This window comes from Streptomyces sp. NPDC049040 (assembly GCF_043197715.1).
Classification (GTDB): domain Bacteria; phylum Actinomycetota; class Actinomycetes; order Streptomycetales; family Streptomycetaceae; genus Actinacidiphila.
Map to the genome: position 1 here is coordinate 234,465 of NZ_JBICTO010000008.1, position 24,713 is coordinate 259,177.

Below are 24,713 nucleotides of genomic sequence, written 5' to 3' on the forward strand. Positions count from 1 at the left end.
GAGGTGTGAACGACGTCGACGATTCCGCGGGCGGCCCCGGCCGGCTGATCCTGCTCACCACCAGCCACCGCGTCGCGCCGGGCCAGCTGTCCTGGCCGGCGTGGCAGACGCTGCGCGCCGCCGACCGGGTCCTGTGCGCGGACCCCGACCACCCGCAGCTGCCCTTCCTGCGCGAGGCGGGCGTGGCGGTCGAAACGGCCGCGCCCACCGGCCGGGAGCTGGCCGAGGCGGCGGCCGGCGGCCGCACCGTGGTGTATCTGCCCGCGGGCGGTGAGGGCGACCGGGCCGTCACCGACGAGCTGGCCAGGCTCGGCGGCTCGGGGCGGGTCGCGATGCCCGACCTGGAGCTGCTGCCCGGGTCGTACGACCTGCCGGGCGCCCGGCTGCTCGACCTGGTCCAGGTGATGGAGCGGATCAGGGCCGAGTGCCCCTGGAGCAGCCTGCGCACCCACGAGGACCTGGCGAAGTACGGCATCGAGGAGATGTACGAGCTGGTCGAGGCGATCGAGGAGGGCGACCGGGAGGCGGTGCGCGAGGAGCTGGGCGACGTCCTGCTCCAGGTGGTCTTCCACGCCGTGATCGCCGAGGACGACCCGGAGGCGCCGTTCGGCATCGACGACGTGGCCGCGGGCCTAGTCGCCAAGCTGGTCCACCGGCACCCGCACATCTTCGGTGACGAGGTCGCCGAGACGCCCGAGCAGGTGCGGGCCAACTGGATACGGCTCAAGGGCGTGGAGAAGGCCCGCGACTCGGTCACCGACGGCATCCCGCTCGCGTCGCCCGCGCTGGCGCTGGCGGCCAAGCTCGCAGGACGGGCGAGGGAGGCGGGGCTGCCGCTGCCGGCCGGCCCGCGGGCCCCGGCCTACGACGACGAGACCGCCCTGGGCGACCACCTGCTGGCCGAGGCCGCCGCCGCGCAGGCGGCGGGCGTCGACCCGGAGGCGGCGCTGCGGCACGCGGCCCGCCGCTACCGGGCGGCCGTACGCGCAGCGGAGACCGGAGCGCGGACCGGGGCGGAGACCGGCGCCGACGGTGGGGCAGGGCCGGCGGGGCAGGACGAGTCGGAGCGGTAGGCCGCTTCACGTACGGTCGGGGGATGACCGAGCCCGCCGCCATGCCCGAGCTGTTCACCTGGGAGTTCGCGACCGACCCCTACCCGGCCTACGCCTGGCTGCGCGAGCACTCCCCGGTGCACCGCACGACGCTGCCGAGCGGCGTGGAGGCCTGGCTGGTCACCCGGTACGCGGACGCGCGCGAGGCGCTGGCGGACCCGCGGCTGAGCAAGAATCCGGTGCACCACGCGGGGTCGCCCGGCGCGCGGGGCAAGACCGGCATCCCGGGGGAGCGGAGCGCGGACCTGATGACGCATCTGCTGAACATCGATCCGCCCGACCACACCCGGCTGCGCCGCCTGGTGTCGAAGGCGTTCACCCCCCGCCGGGTGGCCGGCTTCGGCCCGCGGGTCCAGCAGTTGACGGACCGTTTCGTGGACGGTTTCGCGGAGCGCGGCGAGGCGGACCTGATCCATGAGTTCGCCTTCCCGCTGCCCATTTACGCGATCTGCGACCTGCTGGGGGTGCCGCCGGAGGACCAGGACGACTTCAGGGACTGGGCCGGGATGATGATCCGGCACGGCGGCGGTCCGCGCGGCGGTGTGGCGCGTTCGGTCAAGCGGATGCGCGCGTATCTGGTGGAGTTGATCCACCGCAAGCGCGCGGAGCTCGGCACGGGCACGGGCGCGAGTGCGGACCCGGCCGCGGACGGCGGAGCGCAGGACGACCTGATCTCCGGTCTGATCAGGGCCAGCGACCACGGGGAGCATCTGACGGAGAACGAGGCCGCCGCGATGGCCTTCATCCTGCTCTTCGCCGGCTTCGAGACGACGGTCAACCTGATCGGCAACGGGATGCACACCCTGCTGACGCACCCGGGTCCGCGGGCCGAGCTCCAGTCGTCGCTGGCCCGCGGCGAGACCGCGCTGCTGGAGACCGCGGTCGAGGAACTGCTCCGCCACGACGGGCCGGTGGAGCTGGCCACCTGGCGCTACGCGACGACCGCGCTGACCGTCGGCGGGCAGCGTGTCGCGGCCGGCGACCCGGTCCTGGTGGTACTCGCGGCCGCGGACCGCGATCCCGCGCGTTTCTCCGCGCCCGACACCGTAAACCTCGCGCGGGCCGACAATCCGCATCTCGGGTACGGGCACGGCATCCACTACTGCCTCGGTGCGCCGCTGGCCCGTCTGGAGGCCAGGACCGCGCTCACGACGCTGCTCACCCGGCTGCCGGACCTGCGGCTCGCCGCGGATCCCGCCGACCTGCGCCGGCGCGGCGGCCTGATCATGCGTGGACTGCGGACACTGCCCGTGGCCTTCACTCCTTCGGCCGCACAGGGAAACTGATTGACCGTCAGGTCCGTGACCGCGACGTGATGAGCGCTACATCGACTTGTGATCGCCTGGTCAACACCGCTACGTTCTGCGGTCAACGCGAGGCACGCACGGCTCGCGGGACGCGCCGGTCCCCACGGTGCGCGGCAATTGCCGTTCGACGGCGGGCCGCGCGGGCGCGTAAGGCTGTGAAGAAAGGCGACCTCATGCTCTCGTCAGGGAACGGCAGGCACCGACGCCCCCGCCAGGCCCCCGCGGCCATGGTGACGGTCGCGGCGACCGGCGCGGGACTCGCGCTGCCCTTGCTGGGAGCGGGCGCGGGAGCCGCGCACGCCGCGGACGCCGGCACCTGGGACAAGGTCGCCGTGTGCGAGACCGGCGGCCTGTGGAGCGCCGACACCCACAACGGCTTCTACGGCGGCCTCGCCATCACCCAGGACACCTGGAGCCAGTACGGCGGCACGGTGTACGCCCCGCGGCCCGACCTGGCCTCCCGGTCGCAGCAGATAGCCGTGGCCGAGAAGATCCTCGCGGACCTCGGCCCCGACGCCTGGCCCGGCTGCGAGCAGGGCACGGGACTGCTGAAGGACACCGGGAAGCCGGATGTGGACCCGGGCGGCACCGCCACACCGGAGCCCACCGCGGCCGACCCCGGCACATCGGCGGACACCGGGACGCCATCGGCCACCCCGACCGACCCCGCGGCGCCGTCCACGCCCGCCGACACCGGCGGCACGACCACCGCGCCGCCCGCCGCCGGCACGCCGACCACCCCCGCCACGGGCACCGGCACCACCGCGGGCACCGGGACGGGTTCCGGCACGAGCACGGCGACCCCGGCCCCCACCGACCCCGGCACCCCCGTCCAGAGCGCCCCTCCCGCCGCCCCGGCCGACCCCACGGCCCCGGGTACCCCCACCGAGGGCAGCGGCCGCCACGCGCGGCCGTACAGCCCCTCCGACGAGGCGCTGGCCGCGGCGGACCGGGCGACACGTACCGAAACCACCGGGCTCACCGCGAACACCCCGGATGCCAACGACACTGGCAACACCGGCAATACGGACACGAGCGCCGATACGGCATCGGGTGCCTACAAGGTCGGCGCGGGTGACTCGCTGTCCGGGATCGCGGCCGACCATGACGTCGCGGGTGGCTGGCACCGGCTCTACGACGTCAACCACCAGCTGATCGGCGACAATCCAAACCTCATCAAACCCGGACAGATCCTCAGTCTCGGCTGAGCCGCGACCGCCGGAAGGCCGAACAGCCGTACCGCGCAAGCCCGGTGACAAAACGGACGTAGGGTATTTCCGGGTCACACGATGATGTGACAAGCCTCTCTCCAAACCTGTGACCGGCTGCTCGCTCGCTGCTCAAATCCGGCCTTCCGACCTGCGGCTTCGTCCAGTCGGCGAATGACGCGCGGCAGTTGGCGCCCGAAACGCGAGTGTTTGTTCAACGGGGTCCGGTGTGCTTAACGTCTAACCGCTCGCCACAGCGGGCCCCGTCGGAGCGGAACGCCGAGTCCTGCCGCCGCGCCCACGGGAACAGTCGACGCGAAAGCGCCGCAGGCAGGAGCGGGGGACCCACGGTCTTCCGCCGGACCAGAGGCAGCAAGCCGCGCAGCACGGACAGCACTGCGCTGCGACGCCTGCCGCCACCGGTCCGGCTCGGGGTGAAGCCGCGCATCCGCGTTCGAAGGTCGAACGGGGGTGCAGGCCGGGCAACTCACGCCCGAACCCGACAGCTGACCTCGTAGGCGTCGGTGAGGGACACAAACATGGGTAAGCACCGTCGTGCCTCGAAGATGGTCCGATTCGCCACATTCGCCGGTGTCGCCGGCACCGCCATCGCCGTGCCGCTGATCGGCGCCACGTCATCCTCGGCCGCTTCCGTGGCCACCTGGGACGCCGTCGCGCAGTGCGAGTCCGGTGGCAACTGGTCGATCAACACCGGCAACGGCTACTACGGCGGCCTGCAGTTCTCGCAGTCCAGCTGGGAAGCGGCCGGCGGCCTGCAGTACGCCCCCCGCGCCGACCTGGCCACCAAGGACCAGCAGATCGCGGCCGCAGAGAAGCTGCTCGCCATCCAGGGCCCCGGCGCCTGGTCCTGCGCGTCGGCCGGCGGCCTGACCGCGGGCGGCCCGTCGCCCGACATCAACCCCGGCGGCTCGTCGTCCTCCACGCCGGCCAAGGCCGCCACCCCGGCGAAGAGCACCCCGGCGAAGAGCACCCCCGCCAAGAGCACCGCCAAGCCCGCCAAGCACACCGCTTCGGACTGGCGGCGGCACTCCGGCCACAAGGGTGACTACACCGTCGTGTCCGGCGACAGCCTGTCCGGCATCGCCAAGAGCCACCACGTGGCCGGCGGCTGGCACAAGCTCTTCGAGCTCAACAAGGACAGCGTCAAGGACGCCGACCTGATCTACCCGGGCCAGCAGCTGCACCTCGGCTGACCGTCCGGCTGAACCTCACCGACCGGCCGGGTACGCGGCTCGCCTCCGGGGCGCCGCGTGCCCGGCCGGTTTTCCGTCTCAGGGGCCGGGCCGGGGACCGGCGCGGGCGCCCGAGGCGGTTAGGCTCGTCCCGGAAAAGACGAGAAGACATCATCTGAAGGAGACAACGTGCCGTCCATCGACGTCGTCGTAGCCCGGGAAATCCTCGACTCGCGAGGCAACCCCACCGTCGAGGTCGAGGTCGGCCTCGATGACGGCAGCACGGGCCGGGCCGCAGTACCGTCCGGCGCATCCACCGGTGCCTTCGAGGCCCTCGAACTCCGCGACGGCGACAAGAACCGCTATCAGGGCAAGGGCGTCGAGAAGGCCGTCCTCGCCGTGATCGAGCAGATCGGCCCCGAGCTCGTCGGCTACGACGCCACCGAGCAGCGGCTGATCGACCAGGCGATGTTCGACCTGGACGCCACCCCCGACAAGTCCTCGCTCGGCGCCAACGCCATCCTCGGCGTGTCGCTGGCCGTCGCGCACGCCGCCTCCGAGGCGTCCGACCTGCCGCTCTTCCGCTACCTCGGCGGCCCGAACGCCCATGTGCTGCCGGTCCCGATGATGAACATCCTCAACGGCGGGTCGCACGCGGACTCCAACGTCGACATCCAGGAGTTCATGATCGCGCCGATCGGCGCGGAGTCCTTCTCCGAGGCGCTGCGCTGGGGCGCCGAGGTCTACCACACCCTCAAGGGCGTGCTGAAGACCCGCGGCCTGTCCACGGGTCTGGGCGACGAGGGCGGTTTCGCGCCGAATCTCGGCTCCAACCGTGACGCGCTCGACCTGATCATCGAGGCGATCAAGCAGGCCGGCTACACCCCCGGCCAGGACATCGCGCTCGCCCTGGACGTCGCCGCCTCCGAGTTCTACAAGGACGGCAAGTACGAGTTCGAGGGCAAGCAGCGCTCGGCCGCGGAGATGACCGAGTACTACGAGGAGCTGGTCTCGGCCTACCCGCTGGTCTCGATCGAGGACCCGCTGTTCGAGGACGACTGGTCCGGCTGGAAGGTCCTCACCGACAAGCTCGGCAGCAAGGTGCAGATCGTCGGCGACGACCTGTTCGTCACCAACCCCGAGCGCCTGCAGAAGGGCATCGACAACGCCACGGCCAACGCGCTGCTGGTGAAGGTCAACCAGATCGGCTCGCTGACCGAGACCCTGGACGCCGTCGAGCTGGCGCAGCGCAGCGGCTACAAGTGCATGATGTCGCACCGCTCGGGCGAGACCGAGGACGTCACCATCGCCGACCTGGCCGTCGCCACCAACTGCGGCCAGATCAAGACCGGCGCCCCGGCCCGCTCCGAGCGCGTCGCGAAGTACAACCAGCTGCTGCGTATCGAGGAGATCCTCGACGACGCCGCGGTCTACGCCGGCCGCAGTGCCTTCCCGCGCTTCAAGGGCTGACACGGTACGGCCCCGCGCGGCGCGGCTGACGCCGCGGGGGAGGCACCTGGCGTCCGTACGTCCCCGTACCCGGTCCCGTACCGTGGGCGGGGACGTACCGGCGTACGGGCAGGCCTGGCAGTATGTTCGGTCCCGCAGGACGGGCGTCCTGCGGGACGTACGAGGGGAGCTACGGCGTGGGATCCGACCGGTTCTCCACCGCGGCCAGGCTCAAGGCCATCGGGCAGGAGGCGCACGCGCGGGTCTACCGCGCCGCCGCCGCCCGGCGTCCGGCCCGCCGCAACAGGCTCACCGGGCGGGCCGCGCTGCTCGCGCTGGTGCTGTGCGCCCTGGTGATCGCCCTCGCCTACCCGATGCGGCAGTACATCGCGCAGCGCTCCGACATCGCCGACCAGCGCCGGGAGGCGCAGCAGGCACGGCAGAAGGTCGAGCAGCTGCGCGAGCAGAAGGCCCGCTGGCAGGACCCGGAGTACGTGCGGACCCAGGCACGCGAGCAGCTGCACTACGTGATGCCGGGTGAGGACGGCTACTCCGTGGCGAATCCGGCGCCCACCGCCACCTCCGACCCCCGGCACAAGAGCTCGGGCAGTCCCGGTGACGGCGGCGGGCAGGCGGCGGCCGCCCACCGCCCCTGGTACACGAACCTGTGGGACGGCGTGGACCACGCCGACGCCGCGGGTCCGCCGCAGCACTGACGCCCGGCCCGCGGCAGCCCAGGCGGGCCGCCGCGGATCCGGCAGCCGCGCCGACCCCGGCGGATGCCGCCACCACCCCAGCGACCCCGGAGCCCGCCGGCGACGGCCCGAGAGACACAGAACGGCAGATGAATCCCTCCCAGCACAGTCCCGCCCCCGCCCCCGCCACCGCGGCGGACGCCGCCGCCGTCAGGGCGCAGCTCGGCCGCCCGCCGCGCGGCCTGCGCGCGGTCGCGCACCGCTGCCCGTGCGGCAATCCCGACGTGGTCGAGACCCAGCCGCGGCTGGAGGACGGCACCCCCTTCCCGACGGTCTACTACCTGACCTGTCCGCGGGCTGCCTCCGCGATCGGCACGCTGGAGGCCGAAGGGGTGATGAAGGAGATGACCGCGCGGCTTGCCGAGGACACCGACCTCGCCACCGCCTACCGCGCCGCCCACGAGGACTACATCGCCCGCCGCGACGCCATCGAGGTGCTCGAGGGCTTCCCCAGCGCGGGCGGCATGCCGGACCGGGTGAAGTGCCTCCATGTGCTGGTCGGCCACGCGCTCGCCGCGGGCCCCGGCGTCAACCCGCTCGGCGACGAGGCGCTGGCGATGCTGCCTGACTGGTGGGCCAAGGGCCCGTGCGTCCCGCTCCGGCAGGCCGCGGGGGAGCCGGCCGGAGCCGGCGGGCACCCGGACGGCCCCGGGCCGGCTGTGAGCACCGAGCAAGCGGGGGACACCGGGGACCCCCGTCCGACCGGTACGAGCGAGGAGACCTCATGACGACCACCCGCGTCGCCGCCGTCGACTGCGGCACCAACTCGATCAGGCTGCTGGTCGCCGACGTCGACCCGGCGACCGGGGCGATGAAGGACCTCGACCGGCGGATGCGGATCGTCCGGCTCGGCCAGGGCGTCGACCGCACCGGGCGGCTGGCGCCCGAGGCGCTCGAGCGCACCTTCGCCGCCTGCCGTGAATACGCCGAGGTGATCCGGCAGTTCGGGGTGCCCGCCGAGCGGATCCGCTTCGTCGCCACCTCGGCCTCGCGCGACGCGGAGAACAGGGACGACTTCGTCCGGGGCGTCGTGGACCTGCTGGGCGTCGAGCCGGTGGTGATCACCGGCGACCAGGAGGCGGCGCTGTCCTTCGCCGGGGCCACCGGTGAACTGACCGGTGGGCACGGTCTGCTGACGCCCTATCTGGTGGTCGACATCGGCGGCGGGTCGACCGAGTTCGTGCTCGGCTCCGACGCGGTGACGGCCGCGAGGTCGGTCGACATCGGCTGCGTGAGGATGACGGAGCGTCACATCGTGCGCGACGGGCGGCCGGTGGACCCGCCGACGCCGGAGATCGTCGCCGCGATGACCGCCGACATCGACGCGGCCCTCGCCCAGGCGTCGGAAACCGTGCCGATGGACCGCGCCCGTACGCTCGTCGGCCTGGCCGGCTCGGTCACCACCGTCGCCGCCGTGGCGCTGGACCTGCCCGCGTACGACCCCGTGGCGATCCACCACGCCAGGATCGGCCTGCCCCAGGTCAGGGCGGTCACCGAGCGGCTGCTCGCGGCCACCCACGCCGAGCGCGCGGCCATCGCGGTCATGCACGAGGGGCGGGTCGACGTGATCGGCGCTGGCGCCCTGATCCTGCTCCGGATCATGGAGCGCACCGGGGCGCAGGAGGTCGTGGTGAGCGAGCACGACATCCTCGACGGCATCGCGCTCGCCGCGGCCGGCGGGCCCGGGCGAAAAGCTTTGTGAAACTCTTCACATGAAGTTCCCGCTCTGCGGCCCAATTTTCCAAGGCGTGAGCCCCAGGAACCCCGGGAATCCCTGGCCGCGGTGTGTTTCGGCGGTGTGACGGCCGCCCGGCAGTCGGTTGAACACCGCACGATCCGTGCTGATCAGCGCCCGGTGCCATGGCACCGGGTGCCTCCCGGTTGACGCGGACCACGTCATGCCTGGTCGCGAAACCGCGCAGGGTAGCACAGGGTGTCCACACCCTTGTGAAGGGGCTCACGAGGTACCCCCCTGAGGGTGCTGGATACTCGAAGCATGAGCACCACGGAGCGTCCACGGATCCTCGTAGTAGGCGGCGGTTACGTCGGCCTGTACGCGGCGCGTCGCATCATGAAGAAGATGCGGTACGGCGAGGCGACCGTCACGGTCGTCGACCCGCGCTCGTACATGACGTACCAGCCCTTCCTTCCCGAGACGGCAGCAGGCAGCATCTCCCCGCGTCACGTCGTCGTCCCGCTGCGGCGCGTGCTGCCCGGGGCCGAGGTGCTGACCGGGCGGGTCGTCGACATCGACCAGGACCGCAAGGTCGCCACGGTCGAGCCGCTGGTCGGCGAGTCCTACCAGCTTCCCTTCGACTACCTGGTGATGGCGCTCGGCGCGGTCTCCCGGACCTTCCCGATCCCCGGCCTGGCCGAGAACGGCATCGGCATGAAGGGTGTCGAGGAGGCGATCGGCCTGCGCAACCACGTGCTCGAGCAGCTGGACAAGGCCGACTCCACGACCGACGAGGACATCCGCCGCAAGGCGCTGACCTTCGTCTTCGTCGGCGGTGGCTTCGCGGGTGCGGAGACCATCGGCGAGGTCGAGGACATGGCGCGCGACGCGTCGAAGTACTACCCGAACGTGAAGCGCGAGGACATGCGCTTCATCCTGGTCGACGCCGCCGACAAGATCCTCCCCGAGGTCGGTCCGCAGCTCGGCAAGTGGGGCCTTGAGCACCTGCAGGAGCGCGGTATCGAGGTCTACCTCAGCACCTCGATGAAGTCCTGCGTCGACAAGCACGTCGTGCTCGCCAACGGCCTGGAGGTCGACGCCTCCACCATCGTGTGGACGGCCGGCGTCAAGCCCAACCCGGCACTGGCGAAGTTCGGCCTTCCGCTCGGCCCGCGCGGCCACGTGGACACCGCCCCCTCGCTCCAGGTGCGCGGCACCGACTACATCTGGGCCGCGGGCGACAACGCCCAGATCCCCGACCTCGCCGCCGGCGAGGGCGCCTGGTGCCCGCCGAACGCCCAGCACGCGCTGCGCCAGGCCAAGGTCCTCGGCGACAACGTGATCTCCGGGCTGCGCGGCTTCCCGCAGCAGGAGTACAAGCACGCCAACAAGGGTGCGGTCGCCGGGCTCGGGCTGCACAAGGGCGTCGCGATGATCGTGGTCGGCAAGGCCAGGATCAAGGTCAAGGGCCGGCTCGCCTGGTACATGCACCGCGGCTACCACGGCATGGCGGTGCCGACCTGGAACCGCAAGATCCGGGTCTTCGCCGACTGGACCCTCGGGATGTTCCTCAAGCGCGAGGTCGTCTCGCTCGGCGCCATCGAGAACCCCCGCGAGGAGTTCTACGAGGCGGCCCGCCCGGCGATTCCGGCTCCCGCCGCGGCACAGCAGCCGAAGGTCGCCGAGACCGAGAAGGCCGGCGCGGCCTGACCCGACGGGCGGCACCGCCGCCCCGTGCACGACGCCGTGAGGGCGCCCGCCATCCGTGGTGCGGGCGCCCTTACGGCGTTCAGGGACCGGCGTGCAACCGCCGTCCGGGCGAAGTGCGTGTATCCGCAACGTAGATTTGCGGGTCAACGGCGATTTTCAGTCGTACGCTCGGAAGCATGGCTGACGCGGCTCATCGCATCTTCGAACTCGCCGAACACGCCCTCTCCAGACCGTTCCCGCTACGCGTGCGCGCCTGGGACGGCAGTGAGGCCGGGCCGCCCGGCGGGCCCGTCCTGGTCTTCCGGCGGCGCCGCGCCCTGCGCAGGCTGCTGTGGCGCCCCGGTGAACTGGGCCTGGTCCGCAGCTGGGTGGCCGGTGACCTGGCGGTGGACGGCGACCTCTACCTGGCGCTCGACCGCCTGTCGGGGCTGCTCTGGGAGCGGGGCGAGCCGGATCCGGTCGCCGGGGGCGCCGCGGTACGGAACGCCCGACGGCTCGCGGGCCTGGTGCGCGACCCCGGCAGCTACCGCCTCGCACGGGAGGCCCTGGCGCTGGCGGGTCCTGGACTGCCGCCCGCGCCGCCGCCTGAGGAAGTGCGCCGGCGCACCGGCATCGCCCACACCAAGCGCCGCGACCAGGCGGCCATCGCCCACCACTACGACGTGGGCAACGACTTCTACGCGCTACTGCTCGGCCCGAGCATGGTGTACTCGTGCGCCGTGTGGCCCGAGCAGGACACCACCCTGGAAGAAGCGCAGTACGCCAAGCTCGACCTGGTCTGCCGCAAGCTGAGCCTGCGTGAGGGGCAGCGGCTGCTGGACGTCGGCTGCGGCTGGGGCTCGATGGTGCTGCACGCAGCCGAGCACTACGGTGTCCGCGCCACCGGGATCACCCTGTCCGTCGAGCAGGCCGCCTTCGCCCGCAAGCGGGTGGCGGAGGCCGGCCTGACCAGCCGGATCGACATCAGGGTGCAGGACTACCGCGACGTCGCCGACGGCCCTTACGACGCGATCTCCTCCATCGGCATGGCCGAGCACGTCGGCACCGACCGCTATCTGGAGTACGCCCGCACGCTGTACGCCCTGCTGCGGCCCGGCGGCCGGCTGCTCAACCACCAGATCGCGCGCCGGCCGTGGCGCGACGAGGAGGCCTACCGCGTCGACGAGTTCATCGACCGCTACGTCTTCCCCGACGGCGAACTCGCCCCGGTCGGCCTGACCGTCGCCCGGCTGGAGGACGCCGGCTTCGAGGTGCGGGACGTCGAGGCGCTGCGCGAGCACTACGCGCGCACCCTGCGGGCCTGGGTGAACAACCTGGAGGCGCACTGGGACGAGGCCGCCCGCGCGACCTCGGTCGGCAGGGCCAGGGTCTGGCAGCTCTACATGGCGGCCTCCGCGCTGTCCTTCGAACGCAACCGGATCGGCGTCAACCAGGTGCTCGCGGTACGCACGGACGCGGGCGGCGCGTCGGACATGCCGCCGACCCGCGGCGGCTGGCTGTCCTGATCCCGGGAGCCGCTGTATCGCCGCCGGGCCGCGGGCGCGGCCCCGGTCCGGCGGCCGGGTGTCCGACGCGCTGCCGATCCCGGGGTGCCAGGTCCCGTGCCGCCGGCGGTGCCGGCGGCAGCCAGGTCCCGCGCATGTATCCCGGACGGGTGGCGGACGCGCCATACCCGGGGGGTGTTGGCGTGTTTGTGCCGGTTGCGGGAGCGATTTCGCGTCACTTGTGTGGAGCAACTGTGCCTGTGGGGTCGACGGTCTGGGCAGCCCGGTCGTGCGCGGAGGGCACTGACATGGCGTCAGCGCCCCCTAAAATAAGACAACATGACAACTGAGGCGCCCTGTTCGGATCCGCCGTCCCCGATACGCTTTTCTCTGCGCCCCGCCGGCCCGGATGGTGGAACGCAGACACGGCGAGCTTAAACCTCGCTGCCCCGTCGTGGGCGTGCCGGTTCAAGTCCGGCTCCGGGCACTTACCCCCAGGGTGGTTTGTCAGCGAGAAGGGCGGAAAGGGCGCGAAAGCGCCCGTGGACGCCGGGTGACGCGGGCACACCGTGGAGCTCCGGTCTTCCCGCACCGCGCCCCCCGCGGCGCCGCATGACGAAGCGTCACGCGGCAGGTAGCGGGCGCCGGGCGGAGGTTGCCCTTACATCCGCGTCACGCGCCGAACGATCACGCGTAACGCCGCGCTGCGAAAGTCCCCTGCGCCAGCAGCGAAAGGGGACATGACAGATGACCCAGTTCAATCGACGTGCCTTTCTGCGTGCCGTCGGCGCGACGGGCGGGGCAGGCGCGATGCTCGCCACCATGGGAGCGCTCGGCCTCACCCCCACCGCCGAGGCGGCGTCCCGCGAGGCGGCCTTCCGCGCCCCGCGCCGGGGCGACTTCACCCTCACCGGGAGGGCCGCCGCCAAGGTGGTCGTGCTCGGCGGCGGCATAGCGGGCCTGACCACCGCCTACGAACTCGGCAAAGCGGGCTACGACTGCACGATCCTGGAGGCACGCGACCGGCCGGGCGGCCGCAACTTCACCGTCAGGGGCGGCGACACCACCACCGACCTCTACGGCAACCGCCAGACCGCGCGCTTCTCCGACGGCCAGTACATGAACGCCGGACCCGCCCGTATCGCCCAGTGGATGATCACCCTCGACTACTGCCGGGAACTCGGCGTGCCCATCGAGGTCTTCACCAATGTCAACGCCGACACCTACCTCTACAACGAGTCGGCCGGCATGACCGCGCCGATGCGCTACCGGGCCGCAAAGGCCGACGTCTTCGGTTATGTCACCGAACTGCTCGCGAAGGCCTCCGACCAGGGCGCCCTCGACCAGGCGCTGACCTCGGCCGACCGGGAACGCCTGATGGAATTCCTCAAGGACTACGGAGACCTCGGCAATACGCTCGACTACACCGGCAGTTCCCGGCGCGGCTATTCCGTCTGGCCGGCCGCCGCGGGCACGCCCGGGGTCGTCGAGTCCGCTGTGCCCAGCGCCTCGGAGATCTTCGCCTCGGGAGTCGGCCGCTACTTCGCCTTCGAGTTCGAATTCGACCAGGCCATGCTGATGTTCCAGCCGGTCGGCGGCATGGACCGCATCCCGCACGCGCTGGCCAGGGCGGTCGGGACCCACAAGGTCCGCACCGGCTGCGCCGTCACCCAGGTCACCGACAAGGCGCACGGCGTCAGCGTGACCTACACCCAGGGCGGCCGCACGAAGGTCGTCGACGCGGACTACTGCGTGGCCGCCATGCCGCCGAACATCCTGGCCAAGGTCCCGCACAACCTGGGCCCCGACGTGCAGGCCGCCCTCCAGGCCATCACCCCCTCCTCGGCAGGCAAGATCGGCCTGGAATACCGCTCGCGCTGGTGGGAGACCGACCACCGGATCTACGGCGGCATCACCGAGACCGACCTCGACGTCACCCACATCTGGCACCCGTCCTACGGCTTCCACGGCGAGCGCGGTGTGATGATCGGCTACTACAACACCGGCTCCCGCGCCGACTCCTACGCGCTGCTCAGCCCCAAGGACCGCGAGGCGCGCGCCGTGGCGGCGGGTGTGAAGATCTACGGGGAGAAATACCGCAGCGAACTCGCCTCGTCCTTCTCCCACCACTGGCGGCAGTTCCCCTACCAGGAGGCCGCCTGGCACAGCACTCCCGGCGGCCCCGACGCCGCCCGCTACAAGCCGCTCAACGAACCCACGGGGCACGTCTACTTCGCGGGCGACTGGCTCAGCTACATGGACGCCTGGCAGCACGGCGCCTTCAGCTCGGCCCGCAAGACCGTCACCGCGCTGCACCAGCGCGTGCTCGCCTGACGGCAGGCGCCTCCCGGCCGCCCCGCACGCGTCAGCGCTGCGGGGCGGCCCGCAGCCGGCCGGCCGACGCCACGGTGGCGGCGGCCTCGCGCTCGGTCAGGCCGGTGTGCACCGCCGCCGTCACCAGGGCCGGTGCCAGCACATCGCCGAGCCCCGCGTCGTAGGCGCGGCAGGCGGCCCAGAACAGCCGCCCGTTGCGCTCTCCTTCGTGTGAATCCAGGACGAACCGCACCAGGGCCGCGGCCCGCTTCTCGGCGGGATGGCGCGGCCCTGCCGCGTGCCTGGGCTGCCGCTCGTGGGGCGAGGGCGGCGGAGCCGCGAGCCGCAGCAGCGCGTCGGGTGCCGCGGCCAGCGGGGAGTCGGCGGTGCCCGGGGCGAGCAGGTAATGGCCGGCCACGGTGCGGGAGCCGGGGCCGACCACGTAACCGCCCTCGCCGCGTATGTCGATGCCGGGGGCCAGCCGGCCTGCCGAGTTGGGCACCGGACCCGGCGCGGACAGCCACAGGTGGCGGCCGCCGCTCGGGGTGAGCACGGTGACGGTGCTCGGCAGGGTGAAGCCGTGGGCGTCGGCGAGCGCGCGCAGCGCCCCGATCCCGTCGGCGCCGTTCTTGACGTCCAGGTCGAGGCCGATCAGATGGTGCGGCCCGCGCCCGCAGGCGACGCCGTAACCGGTGGCCCAGGGCGCGACGGCGAAGAGGGCGCGCACCCGGGCCGGGTCGGTGGTCGCGTCGTGGACGCCGTGGCCGGGCCTGCCGCACTGACCGCGGCACATGGCGGCCGACCGCGGCTCGTCGCGGTGCGGGGAGCGGACGGCGGGCAGCTTGGTACGGGACAGCGGGATGACGGGCAGACCGCGGGCGGCGGTCAGCAGGGCCGCGTGCAGGGCGCGGGTGTGGTCGGGGCGTGGCATGGCCTGCTCCCTGAGTTTCGAACGCGTGTTCGTCTGCACTCTTCAGTGATACCGCGCCGAGGCGCCGGCGTCCACCGTCTATCGCGCGGGATCGGTGGCGGCCGGGCCGGCACCCGGGGGACACGCCGGCGCGGGGTGAGTGCGGGCGGGCTTCCGGGGAAGATCACCGACCGACGGCGGGCCGGTTTTTTGCCAAGCCATTACCCTTGACGCAAAGCCGCAGTACGTGGCCATGGAGGAGTGAGATGAGGAGCAGCAATCCGGTCTTCTCCCGGCGGGGCTTCACCCGCGGGAGCGACTACGCGGGCTTCGGGAGCCAGGGCGCCCAGGGCGTCCCCGGTGGCGCCCCGCAGGGCGGCAACCCCTACGCGCAGGCGCCGCGCAACCCCTACGACCAGCCGCAGCCCCTCACTGCCGACCGCATGGAGGAGATGTACGCGGCGCCCGCCGCGGGCCCCGCGCAGACCGGCCGCATGACGATCGACGACGTCGTGGCGCGCACCGGCCTGACACTCGGCACCGTGGTGGTCGGCGCGGTCCTGGGCTGGGTCGTGCTGCCCGACAACTACGGCCTCGCGGTCGGCTCGGCGCTCATCGCGTTCGTGCTGGCCATGGTGCAGGCCTTCAAGAGCAGGCCCGTACCCGCGCTGATCATCGGATACGCGGCCTTCGAGGGCGTCTTCCTCGGGGTGCTCAGCCGGATCTACAACGAGGCATGGCAGGGCGCCCCTGTCCAGGCGGTGCTGGGCACCATGGCGGTCTTCGCCGGCATGCTCATCGCCTACCGGGCACGGATCATCCGGGTGACCGCCCGCTACCAGCGGATCGGCCTGGCCGTCGCGATCGGCTTCGTCCTGGCGATGGTGGTCAACCTGATCTTCGCGGCCTTCGGCAGTGCCGACGGCCTGGGACTGCGCACCGGCACCCTCGGCATCGTCTTCTGCCTGCTCGGCATCGCGCTGGGCGCCTTCTTCCTGTCCCTGGACTTCAAGCAGATCGAGGACGGCATCCGCGGGGGCGCCCCGCGGCAGGAGTCATGGCTTGCCGCCTTCGGGCTGACGCTGTCGCTGGTGTGGATCTACCTGGAGCTGCTGCGGCTGGTCGCGATCCTGCGCGACTGACGGTCCGCCGGGAGCGGACGAGCGAACGGGCCGCCCGTCGGAAGCAGTGCTTCCGGGCGGCCCGTTCTGCGTCGGATGGGGGGTCAGAGCAGGTTGCGCGCGGCCCGCCGCAAGTCGTACTCGTGGACGAGGGCCTTGGCGTGGCCGTAGGAGAGCTCGTGCTCTGAACGGAGCCAGCTGACCTTCTCGTCGAAGCGGAAGAACGATGGGCCGTCGGCGAGGGCGGACAGCCAGTCGCTGACCTCGCGGCCGGTGCAGTGCGGGATGCGGTCGAGCAGATTCCGGTGGGTTTCCTCGGAGAAGTGCGTTTGGGACATCGGCGCCTCCGGTATGTGGTCCGGTCACCCCACCGTGCCCGAGAGGTCGGTTGTTGGCAACCACCCTGGACGTGCGGATATGGGTGCGAGGCTGACTCCCGTACCCCGGTAGGGTCGCGTCATGCCGGAGCGCACCGATCTGATCGCCGCCGTGGAACGCCTCGCCGGACGCCTGCGGTCGCTTCCGCAGCGCAGGCTCCAGGCGGGTGCCGCGGCCACCGGGCTCGAACTCGCGCGCTGGCTGGACCGCGAGGCGCAGCTGCTGGAATTCCCGGGCCGGGAGCCGTACGTGATGCCGGACGACGGCGTCCATGTGGTGGGCGACCAACTGGCCCTCGCCGGGCGGGAGCTCGTCGCCGTGGCGGTGCTGCCCGAGCACGGGGGCCTGCTGGCCGAGGCGCGCGAGCGGGTGGCCCGGGCGGCTCGGGCGGTCGACTGAGATACCGCAGGACGGGCCCGGTGCCGGACAGGCTTGGCGCCGGATGGCCTGGCGCCGGACGTTGCCTGGTGCCGGACGGGTCTCAGAGCGAGGCGACGACCCGGTCGGCGAGCACGTAGACACTCTCCTCGCCGAAGGCGAAGGTGAGCGCGTAGGCGCCGGCTATCGCGGAGCCGCCGCGCAGCACCGGGACGTCGCCCCGGTCCAGGGCGTCGCACAGCCGCAGCGCGGTCTCCCGGTGGCCCGGCGTCATGCACAGCGTGGTGCCGTCGGCGAAGACGTAGACGTCGAGGGTGCCGAGCGGGCCGGGGCGGACGTCCGACAGCGGTATGCGGGCGTCGGCGAGATCGGCGAGCCGGTCGGCGGTCTGGTCCTGCGAGGCGACGACGGGGGACGGCGCGAAATCGGGGCCGGACGGGTGCGGGATCGAGCCCGGCGCGGGCAGCGTCGCCTCGGGTGCCTCCGCGGCGTCGCCCTCGACGCCCGCCTCGTAGCCGGCGTCGAGCCCGGCGAAGTCGGCCTGCCGGGGCAGGTAGGGCAGCACGGGCGGCACCTCGTAGTCGCCGCCGGACAGGCCGCCCTCGGCGCCGGTGCCGTAGAGACCCCCGCGGAAGAACTGCGTGTCGCCCGCGGTCTCGCGGGCCTCCTGCTCGGCCCAGAAGGCACGGGCCTCGGAGAGCTCGCGCTCGCGCTCGTCGGCCAGTGCCTCGGCGACCGCGGTCCTGATGTCGCCCGCAGAGGCGCGCTGCCCCGGCAGGCACAGGCCGGCCAGGTCCTGGCGCAGTGCCGACAGCTCGCGGCGCACGCCACGGGCGGAGAGCAGAGCGGCGGAACCCGTCGCAGCGGCGATACCCGCGGCGACCAGCAGGACGGTGAAGTTGGCACTCACTGACGTTCTCCCGACTGACGCGACCCGAGCAATGCCCACCTGGACAGTGGGCGAAACTTCCCCCTCACCTCACTGTGCCGGTAAACCCCTGGCCTTTGCAGTGCGGAAAGTCATGAGTTGGGTGGTTCTGGGATGCTGTCCTGTTTTTGTATGCGCTGTCTGACCAGCAGTAATGCGCCGCCCCCGGGATAAATTACATCCCGGGGGCGGTTTGGTTGCGACTTACGTCACAATTCGTCGTTACGGAGTCGGCCGGCGGCGGAGCGTCACGAGAGCCGTTCGATCACCATGGCCATGCCCTGGCCGCCGCCGACGCACATGGTCTCGAGGCCCCACTGCTTGTCGTGGAACTGCAGGCTGTTGATCAGGGTCCCGGTGATGCGCGCGCCGGTCATCCCGAACGGGTGGCCGACCGCGATGGCCCCGCCGTTGACGTTCAGCCGGTCGAGGTCGATGCCCAGGTCGCGGTAGGAGGGGATGACCTGCGCGGCGAAGGCCTCGTTGATCTCGACCAGGTCGATGTCGCCGATCGACATCCCGGCCCGCCGCAGTGCCTGCCGCGAGGCCTCGACCGGGCCGTATCCCATGATCTCGGGGGACAGCCCCGAGACGCCGGTGGAGACCACCCGGGCCAGCGGGGTGATGCCCAGCTCCCGCGCCTTGGTGTCGGACATGATCACGAGCGCGGCCGCGCCGTCGTTGAGCGGGCAGCAGTTGCCCGCCGTCACCGTGCCGTCGGGCCTGAAGACCGGCTTGAGGCCCTGGACGCCCTCCATGGTCACTCCCGCCCGCGGGCCGTCGTCCGCGGCGACCACGGTGCCGTCAGGCAGCGTCACGGGGGTGATCTCACGCTCCCAGAAGCCGTTGCCCAGGGCCTTCTCGGCCAGGTTCTGCGACCGCACGCCGAACTCGTCCTGGTCCTGCCGGGTGATGCCCTTGAGCGCCGCCAGGTTCTCCGCCGTCTGCCCCATCGCGATGTAGGCGTCCGGCACCAGGCCGTCCTCGCGCGGGTCGTGCCAGTCGGCGCCGCTCTGCTCCGCGCGTGCGGCCGTGCGCGCGATGGCGTCGCCGAACAGCGGGTTCATCGTGTCGGGCAGGCTGTCGGAATTGCCCTTGGTGAAGCGCGACACCATCTCGACGCCCGCCGAGACGAAGACGTCGCCCTCGCCTGCCTTGATGGCGTGCAGCGCCATCCGGGTGGTCTGGAGCGAGGAGGAGCAGTAGCGGGTGACGGTGCAGCCCGGCAGGTGGTCCATGCCCATCTCCACCGCGACGATCCGGGCCAGGTTGAAGCCCTGCTCGCCGCCGGGCAGGCCGCAGCCCAGCATCAGGTCGTCGATGTCGTGCGGGTCGAGCTGCGGCACCTTGTCGAGCGCCGTTCGGATGATCGTGGCGGCCAGGTCGTCCGGGCGCAGATCCTTGAGCGACCCCTTGAAGGCGCGACCGATGGGCGAACGGGCGGCAGAGACGATGACGGCTTCGGGCATCGCGACACTCCTCGGCGAGCTGCGGACGGGGGTGGTGCTTGGCGCGGCGGCTGTGCTGTGCCGCGGCCTGGCTGCGCCGCCGGTGTCCTGACGGCCCGGACGCCGGCGCACTGCCGCGGACTCTCTGGAAAGTTACCCGCACGTATCGCAGCGAGTCACCACCGCGCCATTGTGATGCGGACTACTTTCTGAGCGCTCGCTTACCCGATGATGCCACGCCCGTACCCGGAGGCGGCACCCGTGTCAGGGCCCGGCCGCACTCACGCCGAGCGGTGCGCCGCACTCTCCTCTCCGGCCGCCTTCCCCGCCGCCCGCGCCTCCGCCGCGTCCCGCTCGGGGTGCTCCTCGGCCAGCAGCCGCCGCCTGCGCCGCTTGATGAGCGCCCATCGCCCCCGCGGGCCGGAGACCGCGTTCCGCGCCGCGGTGACCTCGGTGCCGCCCTCGGCTGCCGCCTCCGCCGCCGCCTGGGCGACCGGCAGGAAGCCCTCGCCGCGCCGAGCGTCCGGCTGCTCGTCGGTCAGCGGCCACACCCCGAGCGCGGCGCACAGCGTCGGCAGCACGGCCATGGCCGCGGTCGCGTAGCCCTCGGTCGAGGGGTGGAAGTTGTCGGGGCCGAACAGCTCGCGCGGCCTGGCCTCGAACTCGGGCCCCAGCAGGTCGCCGAGCGAGACCGTGCGGCCGCCCACGCCCACCACCGCGATGGTCTGCGCCGCGGCCAGCTGACGGCTCATCCGGCGGGCAAGCCAGCGCAGCGGCTGGTAGACCGGTTCGACCGAGCCCAGGTCGGGGCAGGTGCCGACGACCACCTCCACGCCGGCCGCGCGCAGCCTGCGTACCGCCTCCGACAGCAGCCGCACCGAGGTGGCGGGCGGCATCCGGTGGGTGACGTCGTTGGCGCCGATCATGATCACGGCGACGTCGGGCGGCGGCGCCGACGGGTCGAGGACCAGTGCCACCTGGCGGGGCAGGTCGTCGGACTGGGCGCCCGGCTGCGCGACGTTGACCAGTTTCACCGGCCGTTCCGCGACCGCCGCGAGCCCCGACGCGAGCAGCGCGCCGGGGGTCTCCCTCGCCCGGTGCACCCCCTGCCCTGCCGCCGTGGAGTCACCGAGGAAGACGAGCCGCAGCGGCGGCTCGCCCGAACGCGCGTACGCGGACCCGTATCTGCCGTCGGCCCGCGGCGGCACGTCCCCCGAGCCGCCGACCACCCGCTTGGCCAGCCGCACCTCCGCCAGTACGAGGCCCACCGCCGCCCCGCTCAACAGGCTGATCCCGCCGCCGCCGAACGCCGCCGCGGTCGCGATCCGCCGTGCCACCCTCGCCCTCGACATCGAGCCGGCTCACCTCCTGTGTACTAGCAGGTACAAGAACTTGTTGCCCCGAAGGACATCCCCGGCAACGTCAACGGTGTCCGCAACGTCCCCGTTTCGCTCCGGTTCGCGTGCAGCACCTAGGCTGAGCCCACCATCACGGAGAACCCGGAGACACTACGGTGCAGTTTCACGACTCGATGATCAGCCTCGTCGGCAACACCCCGCTGGTGAAGCTCAACAGTGTGACCGAGGGCATCCAGGCGACCGTCCTGGCCAAGGTCGAATACTTCAACCCCGGCGGTTCTGTGAAGGACCGCATCGCACTGCGCATGATCGAGGCCGCGGAACGCAGCGGCGAGCTGAAGCCCGGCGGCACCATCGTGGAGCCCACCTCGGGCAACACCGGGGTGGGCCTGGCGATGGTCGCCCAGCGCAAGGGCTACCACTGCATCTTCGTCTGCCCCGACAAGGTCTCCACCGACAAGATCAACGTCCTGCGGGCGTACGGCGCCGAGGTCGTCGTCTGCCCGACGGCCGTCGACCCCGAGCACCCGGACTCGTACTACAACGTGTCCGACCGGCTGGTGGCGGAGACCCCGAACGCCTGGAAGCCCGACCAGTACAGCAACCCCAACAACCCGCTGTCGCACTACGAGTCCACCGGCCCCGAGCTGTGGCAGCAGACCGACGGGCGGATCACCCACTTCGTCGCGGGCGTCGGCACCGGCGGCACCATCTCGGGGACCGGCCGCTACCTCAAGGACGCCAGCGACGGGCGGGTGCAGGTCATCGGCGCCGACCCGGAGGGCTCGGTCTACAGCGGCGGCTCGGGGCGGCCCTACCTGGTCGAGGGCGTCGGCGAGGACTTCTGGCCGACCGCCTACGACCGGGACGTCGCCGACGAGATCGTGGCGGTCTCCGACAAGGACTCCTTCCAGATGACCCGGCGGCTGGCCCGCGAGGAGGGCCTGCTGGTCGGCGGCTCCTGCGGCATGGCGGTCGTGGCGGCGCTCGAGGTCGCGCAACGGCTCGGCCCCGACGACGTGGTCGTCGTGCTGCTGCCCGACAGCGGCCGCGGCTACCTGTCGAAGATCTTCAGCGACGTGTGGATGAGCTCGCACGGCTTCCTCGACGAGGGCGAGGGCGAGGCCCGCGTCGCCGACGTCCTCGCGCACAAGGACGGCGACCTGCCGCAGCTGGTCCACATGCACCCGGACGAGACGGTCGGTCAGGCGATCGAGGTGCTGCGCGAGTACGGCGTGTCCCAGATGCCGGTGGTCAAGCCGGGGGCGGGGCACCCGGACGTGATGGCCGCCGAGGTGATCGGGTCCGTGGTGGAGCGGGACCTGCTGCACGCGCTGTTCACCAAGCGCGCGAACCTGGAGGACCCGCTGGACAAGCACCTGTGCCCGCCGCTGCCGCAGGTCGGCTCCGGCGAGCCGGTCGCGGGTCTGATGACCGTACTGGAGGGCGCGGACGCGGCGATCGTGCTGGTCGAGGGCAAGCCGACCGGCGTCGTCAGCCGGCAGGACCTGCTGGCCTTCCTGGCCGGGAACGGCGGGGCCTGAACCGGGAACGGCGCGGCCTGAACCGGAGCCGGGGGTCGGGCCTGCACCGGGGCCCCGACCGGGGCCGGGGCCGGACCCGGCAGGCGCCGGCCCGCGCCCGATCGGTGGGGATTCGCGGAACTGGTACACCCGCGACACGTACGCGCAGCACGCGCTTAACAAGCGTCAGGCAGATTGGGTGATGTCGAAAGGGCGGGCGATCCGCCGGCCCGGACGGCACGCCAACGGCGCCAAGGACCTCCGGAGCGGCTCCCGGACTCCATGGTGACCAGGACGCGCAAGCCCGGTCCTGACCCGGCCCGCGTCCCTCGCGGGGACCGCCGTCGTCCCGCCCTTCGGACTCGCTCCGAGGGTGCGGCGGTCCCCGCGACCGACTTCCCGAGCGACCTCGGCCGGTGCGGGGCCGCCGCCCCGCCGGGCGGCGGCCCCGCCGGCCCTCCGCCCGGGGCTCGTCCCCGGTCTCAGTCGGCGTCCTGACGGGACTTCGACCAGACGCTGCTCAGCCCCTGGGCGAGATTCACCCCGACGATGCCCGCCCAGCTGATGAACAGCCCGGCGGTGCCGGCCTGCGATGCGCCGATGGCCGACAGCGGGATCGCCAGGATCATGCTGAAGCCGGCGAATCCGTAGCGGGCGAAACGCGCGCTGGGCTGCGGCGGCCCGATCGGGCGCCGGTCGGCGCGTGCGAACGACGTCTGCTGCTGTGCGAGTTCGCGGCGCACCCGCTGCTCGACATGGCTGTCGACGCGGTCTGTCACCTTCTCCATGAACGAGTCGATGAGTTCAGACTCGTACTCCGCTCCGAGGTCCTTGCGGGCCTGCAAGGTGGCGGAGAGTTCTCTGTTGAGTTCCGGGTCGCGGGCGTCCATACGCCCACCGTAGAGAGCGCGGACCGTGGGCGACACTGGGGTTAGCCCCCGATTTCCTCGGGGGTCAGCCGTCCCCGAGGAGGATTCCGACATGGCCGACGTACCGCTGCTGACCGCCCTTCACGGGGCTGCCGACCGGGCGGACGCGGTGACCGTCGACGGGCGCAGCTGCTCCTACGCCGATCTGCTGGGCGCGGCGGGCGCGGTCGCCCGGCGGGTGGCGGGGACGGAGGCCTTCGCGGTCAGGGCCACGGCGTCCCTCGAGACGGTGGCCGCGGTGGTCGGCGGGCTGCTGGCCGGGGTGCCCGTGGTGCCGCTCGCACCCGACGCGGGTCCCGCGGAGCGCGAGCACATCCTGCGGGACTCCGGGGCCGCCACGGTGCCGGTGGACTTCGCGGAGCGGGCGGACTTCACGCCGGCGGCGGCCACGGCGCCGGGCGGGACGCGGTACGGGGGCGCGGCCCTGGTGCTCTACACCTCGGGTACGACCGGGCCGCCCAAAGGCGTGCTGCTGTCGCGCGCGGCCATCGCCGCCGACCTCGACGCGCTGGCGCAGGCCTGGCAGTGGACCGCGGACGACACCCTGGTGCACGGGCTGCCGCTCTTCCATGTGCACGGCCTGGTGCTCGGGGTGCTGGGCGCCCTGCGCACCGGCAGCCGGCTGGTGCACACCGGCAGGCCCACCCCTGCGGCGTACGCGGCCGCCGGCGGCAGCCTCTACTTCGGGGTGCCCACCGTGTGGCACCGGGTGGTGCGCGACGAGGCCGCGGCCAGGGCGCTGGCCGGCGCCAGGCTGCTGGTGTCCGGCAGCGCCCCGCTGCCCGCCCCCGTCTTCCGCGACCTGCGGGCGCTGACCGGCCATGCGCCGGTGGAGCGCTACGGCATGACGGAGACGCTGATCACGGTCAGCGCGCGGGCCGCGGGGGAGCGCGCTCCCGGCGCGGTCGGCGCCGTGCTGCCCGGGATCGCCACCCGGATCGCCGACGCTGCCGACGGGGTCGGCGAACTGCAGGTGAAGGGCCCCACCCTCTTCGACGGCTACCTGGGGCGGCCGGAGGCGACGGCAGCCTCGTACACCGAGGACGGCTGGTTCCGTACCGGCGACGTGGCCGCGGTCGACGCGGACGGCACGCACCGGATCGTCGGGCGCGCCTCCACCGACCTGATCAAGTCGGGCGGCTACCGGATCGGCGCGGGCGAGGTGGAGAACGCGCTGCTCGACCATCCGGCGGTCCGTGAGGCGGCCGTCGTCGGGGCGCCGCACCCCGATCTGGGGCAGCAGGTCGTCGCCTACGTGGTGGCCGAGGGGGTGAGCGCCGCGGAGCTGACGGACTTCGTGGCCGCTCGGCTGTCGGTGCACAAGCGGCCGCGCACCGTCCGATTCCTCGCTGAGCTGCCGCGCAACGCGATGGGCAAGCCGCAAAAACGGTTGCTCCCTCCCGTCTGACCGGGATAGGGGTAGGGCGACAGGCGTGTCCGAACGGGCCGCTCCGCATCGCCGGCGTCGCCCCACCCCGGGGTTGCTGCTAGCCGGGCGGCAAGTAAGCTCATGCCTCAGTCAACGAATGCCCGC

Annotated in this window: 21 protein-coding genes, 1 tRNA gene and 1 riboswitch; of the genes, 16 read left to right on the forward strand and 6 right to left on the reverse strand. The window is 72.5% G+C overall.

The window, feature by feature from the left end:
- Positions 1-5: 5 nt before the first annotated feature.
- The 12 genes from ACGFMP_RS22220 (at position 6) to ACGFMP_RS22275 (ending at position 14,227) form a co-directional block, all read left to right on the forward strand.
- Positions 6-1,073: a nucleoside triphosphate pyrophosphohydrolase gene (locus ACGFMP_RS22220; protein WP_393674525.1), complete on the forward strand. Its 1,068-nt coding sequence runs from the start codon at positions 6-8 to the stop codon at positions 1,071-1,073.
- A gap of 23 nt (positions 1,074-1,096) precedes the next feature.
- On the forward strand, positions 1,097-2,398 hold the full coding sequence (locus ACGFMP_RS22225) for a cytochrome P450 (protein ID WP_393674526.1): 1,302 nt from the start codon (positions 1,097-1,099) through the stop codon (positions 2,396-2,398).
- Positions 2,399-2,592: 194 nt separating this feature from the next.
- Positions 2,593-3,627, forward strand: a complete 1,035-nt coding sequence (locus ACGFMP_RS22230) for a transglycosylase family protein (RefSeq protein WP_393674527.1) — start codon at positions 2,593-2,595, stop codon at positions 3,625-3,627.
- A gap of 312 nt (positions 3,628-3,939) precedes the next feature.
- Positions 3,940-4,163, forward strand: a riboswitch (cyclic di-AMP (ydaO/yuaA leader).
- Between the two features lie 3 nt (positions 4,164-4,166).
- A complete protein-coding gene (locus tag ACGFMP_RS22235) occupies positions 4,167-4,841 on the forward strand; it encodes a transglycosylase family protein (protein WP_393674528.1) in 675 nt (224 codons plus the stop codon).
- A 168-nt stretch (positions 4,842-5,009) separates the two neighbouring features.
- Positions 5,010-6,290 carry a phosphopyruvate hydratase gene (gene eno, locus ACGFMP_RS22240; RefSeq protein ID WP_393674529.1) on the forward strand — a complete coding sequence of 427 codons (1,281 nt, stop codon included), beginning with the start codon at positions 5,010-5,012 and terminating at the stop codon, positions 6,288-6,290.
- A 176-nt stretch (positions 6,291-6,466) separates the two neighbouring features.
- Complete coding sequence (locus ACGFMP_RS22245; protein WP_393674530.1) at positions 6,467-6,985, forward strand: septum formation initiator family protein; 519 nt, start codon at positions 6,467-6,469, stop codon at positions 6,983-6,985.
- Positions 6,986-7,113: 128 nt separating this feature from the next.
- Complete coding sequence (locus tag ACGFMP_RS22250) at positions 7,114-7,752, forward strand: DUF501 domain-containing protein (protein ID WP_393674531.1); 639 nt, start codon at positions 7,114-7,116, stop codon at positions 7,750-7,752.
- Positions 7,749-8,726, forward strand: coding sequence for an exopolyphosphatase (locus tag ACGFMP_RS22255; RefSeq protein WP_393674532.1), 978 nt, complete (start codon positions 7,749-7,751; stop codon positions 8,724-8,726). The genes ACGFMP_RS22250 and ACGFMP_RS22255 overlap by 4 nt, the downstream gene beginning before the upstream one ends.
- A gap of 294 nt (positions 8,727-9,020) precedes the next feature.
- Entirely contained in the window at positions 9,021-10,409 is a 1,389-nt protein-coding gene (locus ACGFMP_RS22260) for an NAD(P)/FAD-dependent oxidoreductase (protein WP_393674534.1), read from the forward strand.
- 176 nt (positions 10,410-10,585) lie between these two features.
- Positions 10,586-11,914, forward strand: a complete 1,329-nt coding sequence (locus ACGFMP_RS22265) for a class I SAM-dependent methyltransferase (protein WP_393674535.1) — start codon at positions 10,586-10,588, stop codon at positions 11,912-11,914.
- A 382-nt stretch (positions 11,915-12,296) separates the two neighbouring features.
- Positions 12,297-12,380 (forward strand) — tRNA-Leu (locus ACGFMP_RS22270).
- Between the two features lie 323 nt (positions 12,381-12,703).
- Entirely contained in the window at positions 12,704-14,227 is a 1,524-nt protein-coding gene (locus tag ACGFMP_RS22275; RefSeq protein WP_393674653.1) for a flavin monoamine oxidase family protein, read from the forward strand.
- 31 nt (positions 14,228-14,258) lie between these two features.
- On the opposite strand, the gene ACGFMP_RS22280 is transcribed toward ACGFMP_RS22275, so the two are convergent.
- On the reverse strand, positions 14,259-15,137 hold the full coding sequence (locus ACGFMP_RS22280) for a bifunctional DNA primase/polymerase (protein ID WP_393674537.1): 879 nt from the start codon (positions 15,135-15,137) through the stop codon (positions 14,259-14,261).
- A 245-nt stretch (positions 15,138-15,382) separates the two neighbouring features.
- Between ACGFMP_RS22280 and ACGFMP_RS22285 the strand changes: the two genes are divergently transcribed.
- On the forward strand, positions 15,383-16,258 hold the full coding sequence (locus tag ACGFMP_RS22285; protein WP_393674538.1) for a Bax inhibitor-1/YccA family protein: 876 nt from the start codon (positions 15,383-15,385) through the stop codon (positions 16,256-16,258).
- Positions 16,259-16,341: 83 nt separating this feature from the next.
- Here the strand turns inward: ACGFMP_RS22285 and ACGFMP_RS22290 are convergent, their stop codons facing one another.
- Positions 16,342-16,575, reverse strand: a complete 234-nt coding sequence (locus ACGFMP_RS22290) for a DUF4287 domain-containing protein (protein WP_393674539.1) — start codon at positions 16,573-16,575, stop codon at positions 16,342-16,344.
- A 121-nt stretch (positions 16,576-16,696) separates the two neighbouring features.
- On the opposite strand from ACGFMP_RS22290, the gene ACGFMP_RS22295 reads away from it, so the two are divergent.
- On the forward strand, positions 16,697-17,014 hold the full coding sequence (locus ACGFMP_RS22295; RefSeq protein WP_393674540.1) for a hypothetical protein: 318 nt from the start codon (positions 16,697-16,699) through the stop codon (positions 17,012-17,014).
- Positions 17,015-17,096: 82 nt separating this feature from the next.
- On the opposite strand, the gene ACGFMP_RS22300 is transcribed toward ACGFMP_RS22295, so the two are convergent.
- From ACGFMP_RS22300 to ACGFMP_RS22310, 3 genes are all read right to left on the reverse strand, one after another.
- Complete coding sequence (locus tag ACGFMP_RS22300) at positions 17,097-17,903, reverse strand: hypothetical protein (RefSeq protein ID WP_393674541.1); 807 nt, start codon at positions 17,901-17,903, stop codon at positions 17,097-17,099.
- A gap of 266 nt (positions 17,904-18,169) precedes the next feature.
- Complete coding sequence (locus tag ACGFMP_RS22305) at positions 18,170-19,390, reverse strand: acetyl-CoA C-acetyltransferase (RefSeq protein WP_393674542.1); 1,221 nt, start codon at positions 19,388-19,390, stop codon at positions 18,170-18,172.
- A gap of 260 nt (positions 19,391-19,650) precedes the next feature.
- On the reverse strand, positions 19,651-20,721 hold the full coding sequence (locus ACGFMP_RS22310; RefSeq protein WP_393674544.1) for an SGNH/GDSL hydrolase family protein: 1,071 nt from the start codon (positions 20,719-20,721) through the stop codon (positions 19,651-19,653).
- Between the two features lie 161 nt (positions 20,722-20,882).
- Here ACGFMP_RS22310 and ACGFMP_RS22315 point away from each other — a divergent pair, with 161 nt between their 5' ends.
- Positions 20,883-22,271, forward strand: a complete 1,389-nt coding sequence (locus ACGFMP_RS22315) for a cystathionine beta-synthase (RefSeq protein ID WP_393674545.1) — start codon at positions 20,883-20,885, stop codon at positions 22,269-22,271.
- Between the two features lie 461 nt (positions 22,272-22,732).
- On the opposite strand, the gene ACGFMP_RS22320 is transcribed toward ACGFMP_RS22315, so the two are convergent.
- Positions 22,733-23,140 carry a hypothetical protein gene (locus tag ACGFMP_RS22320; RefSeq protein ID WP_393674547.1) on the reverse strand — a complete coding sequence of 136 codons (408 nt, stop codon included), beginning with the start codon at positions 23,138-23,140 and terminating at the stop codon, positions 22,733-22,735.
- Positions 23,141-23,231: 91 nt separating this feature from the next.
- Between ACGFMP_RS22320 and ACGFMP_RS22325 the strand changes: the two genes are divergently transcribed.
- Positions 23,232-24,587 (forward strand): AMP-binding protein, encoded by a 1,356-nt coding sequence (locus ACGFMP_RS22325; RefSeq protein WP_393674548.1) that lies wholly within the window; start codon positions 23,232-23,234, stop codon positions 24,585-24,587.
- Positions 24,588-24,713 lie beyond the last annotated feature (126 nt).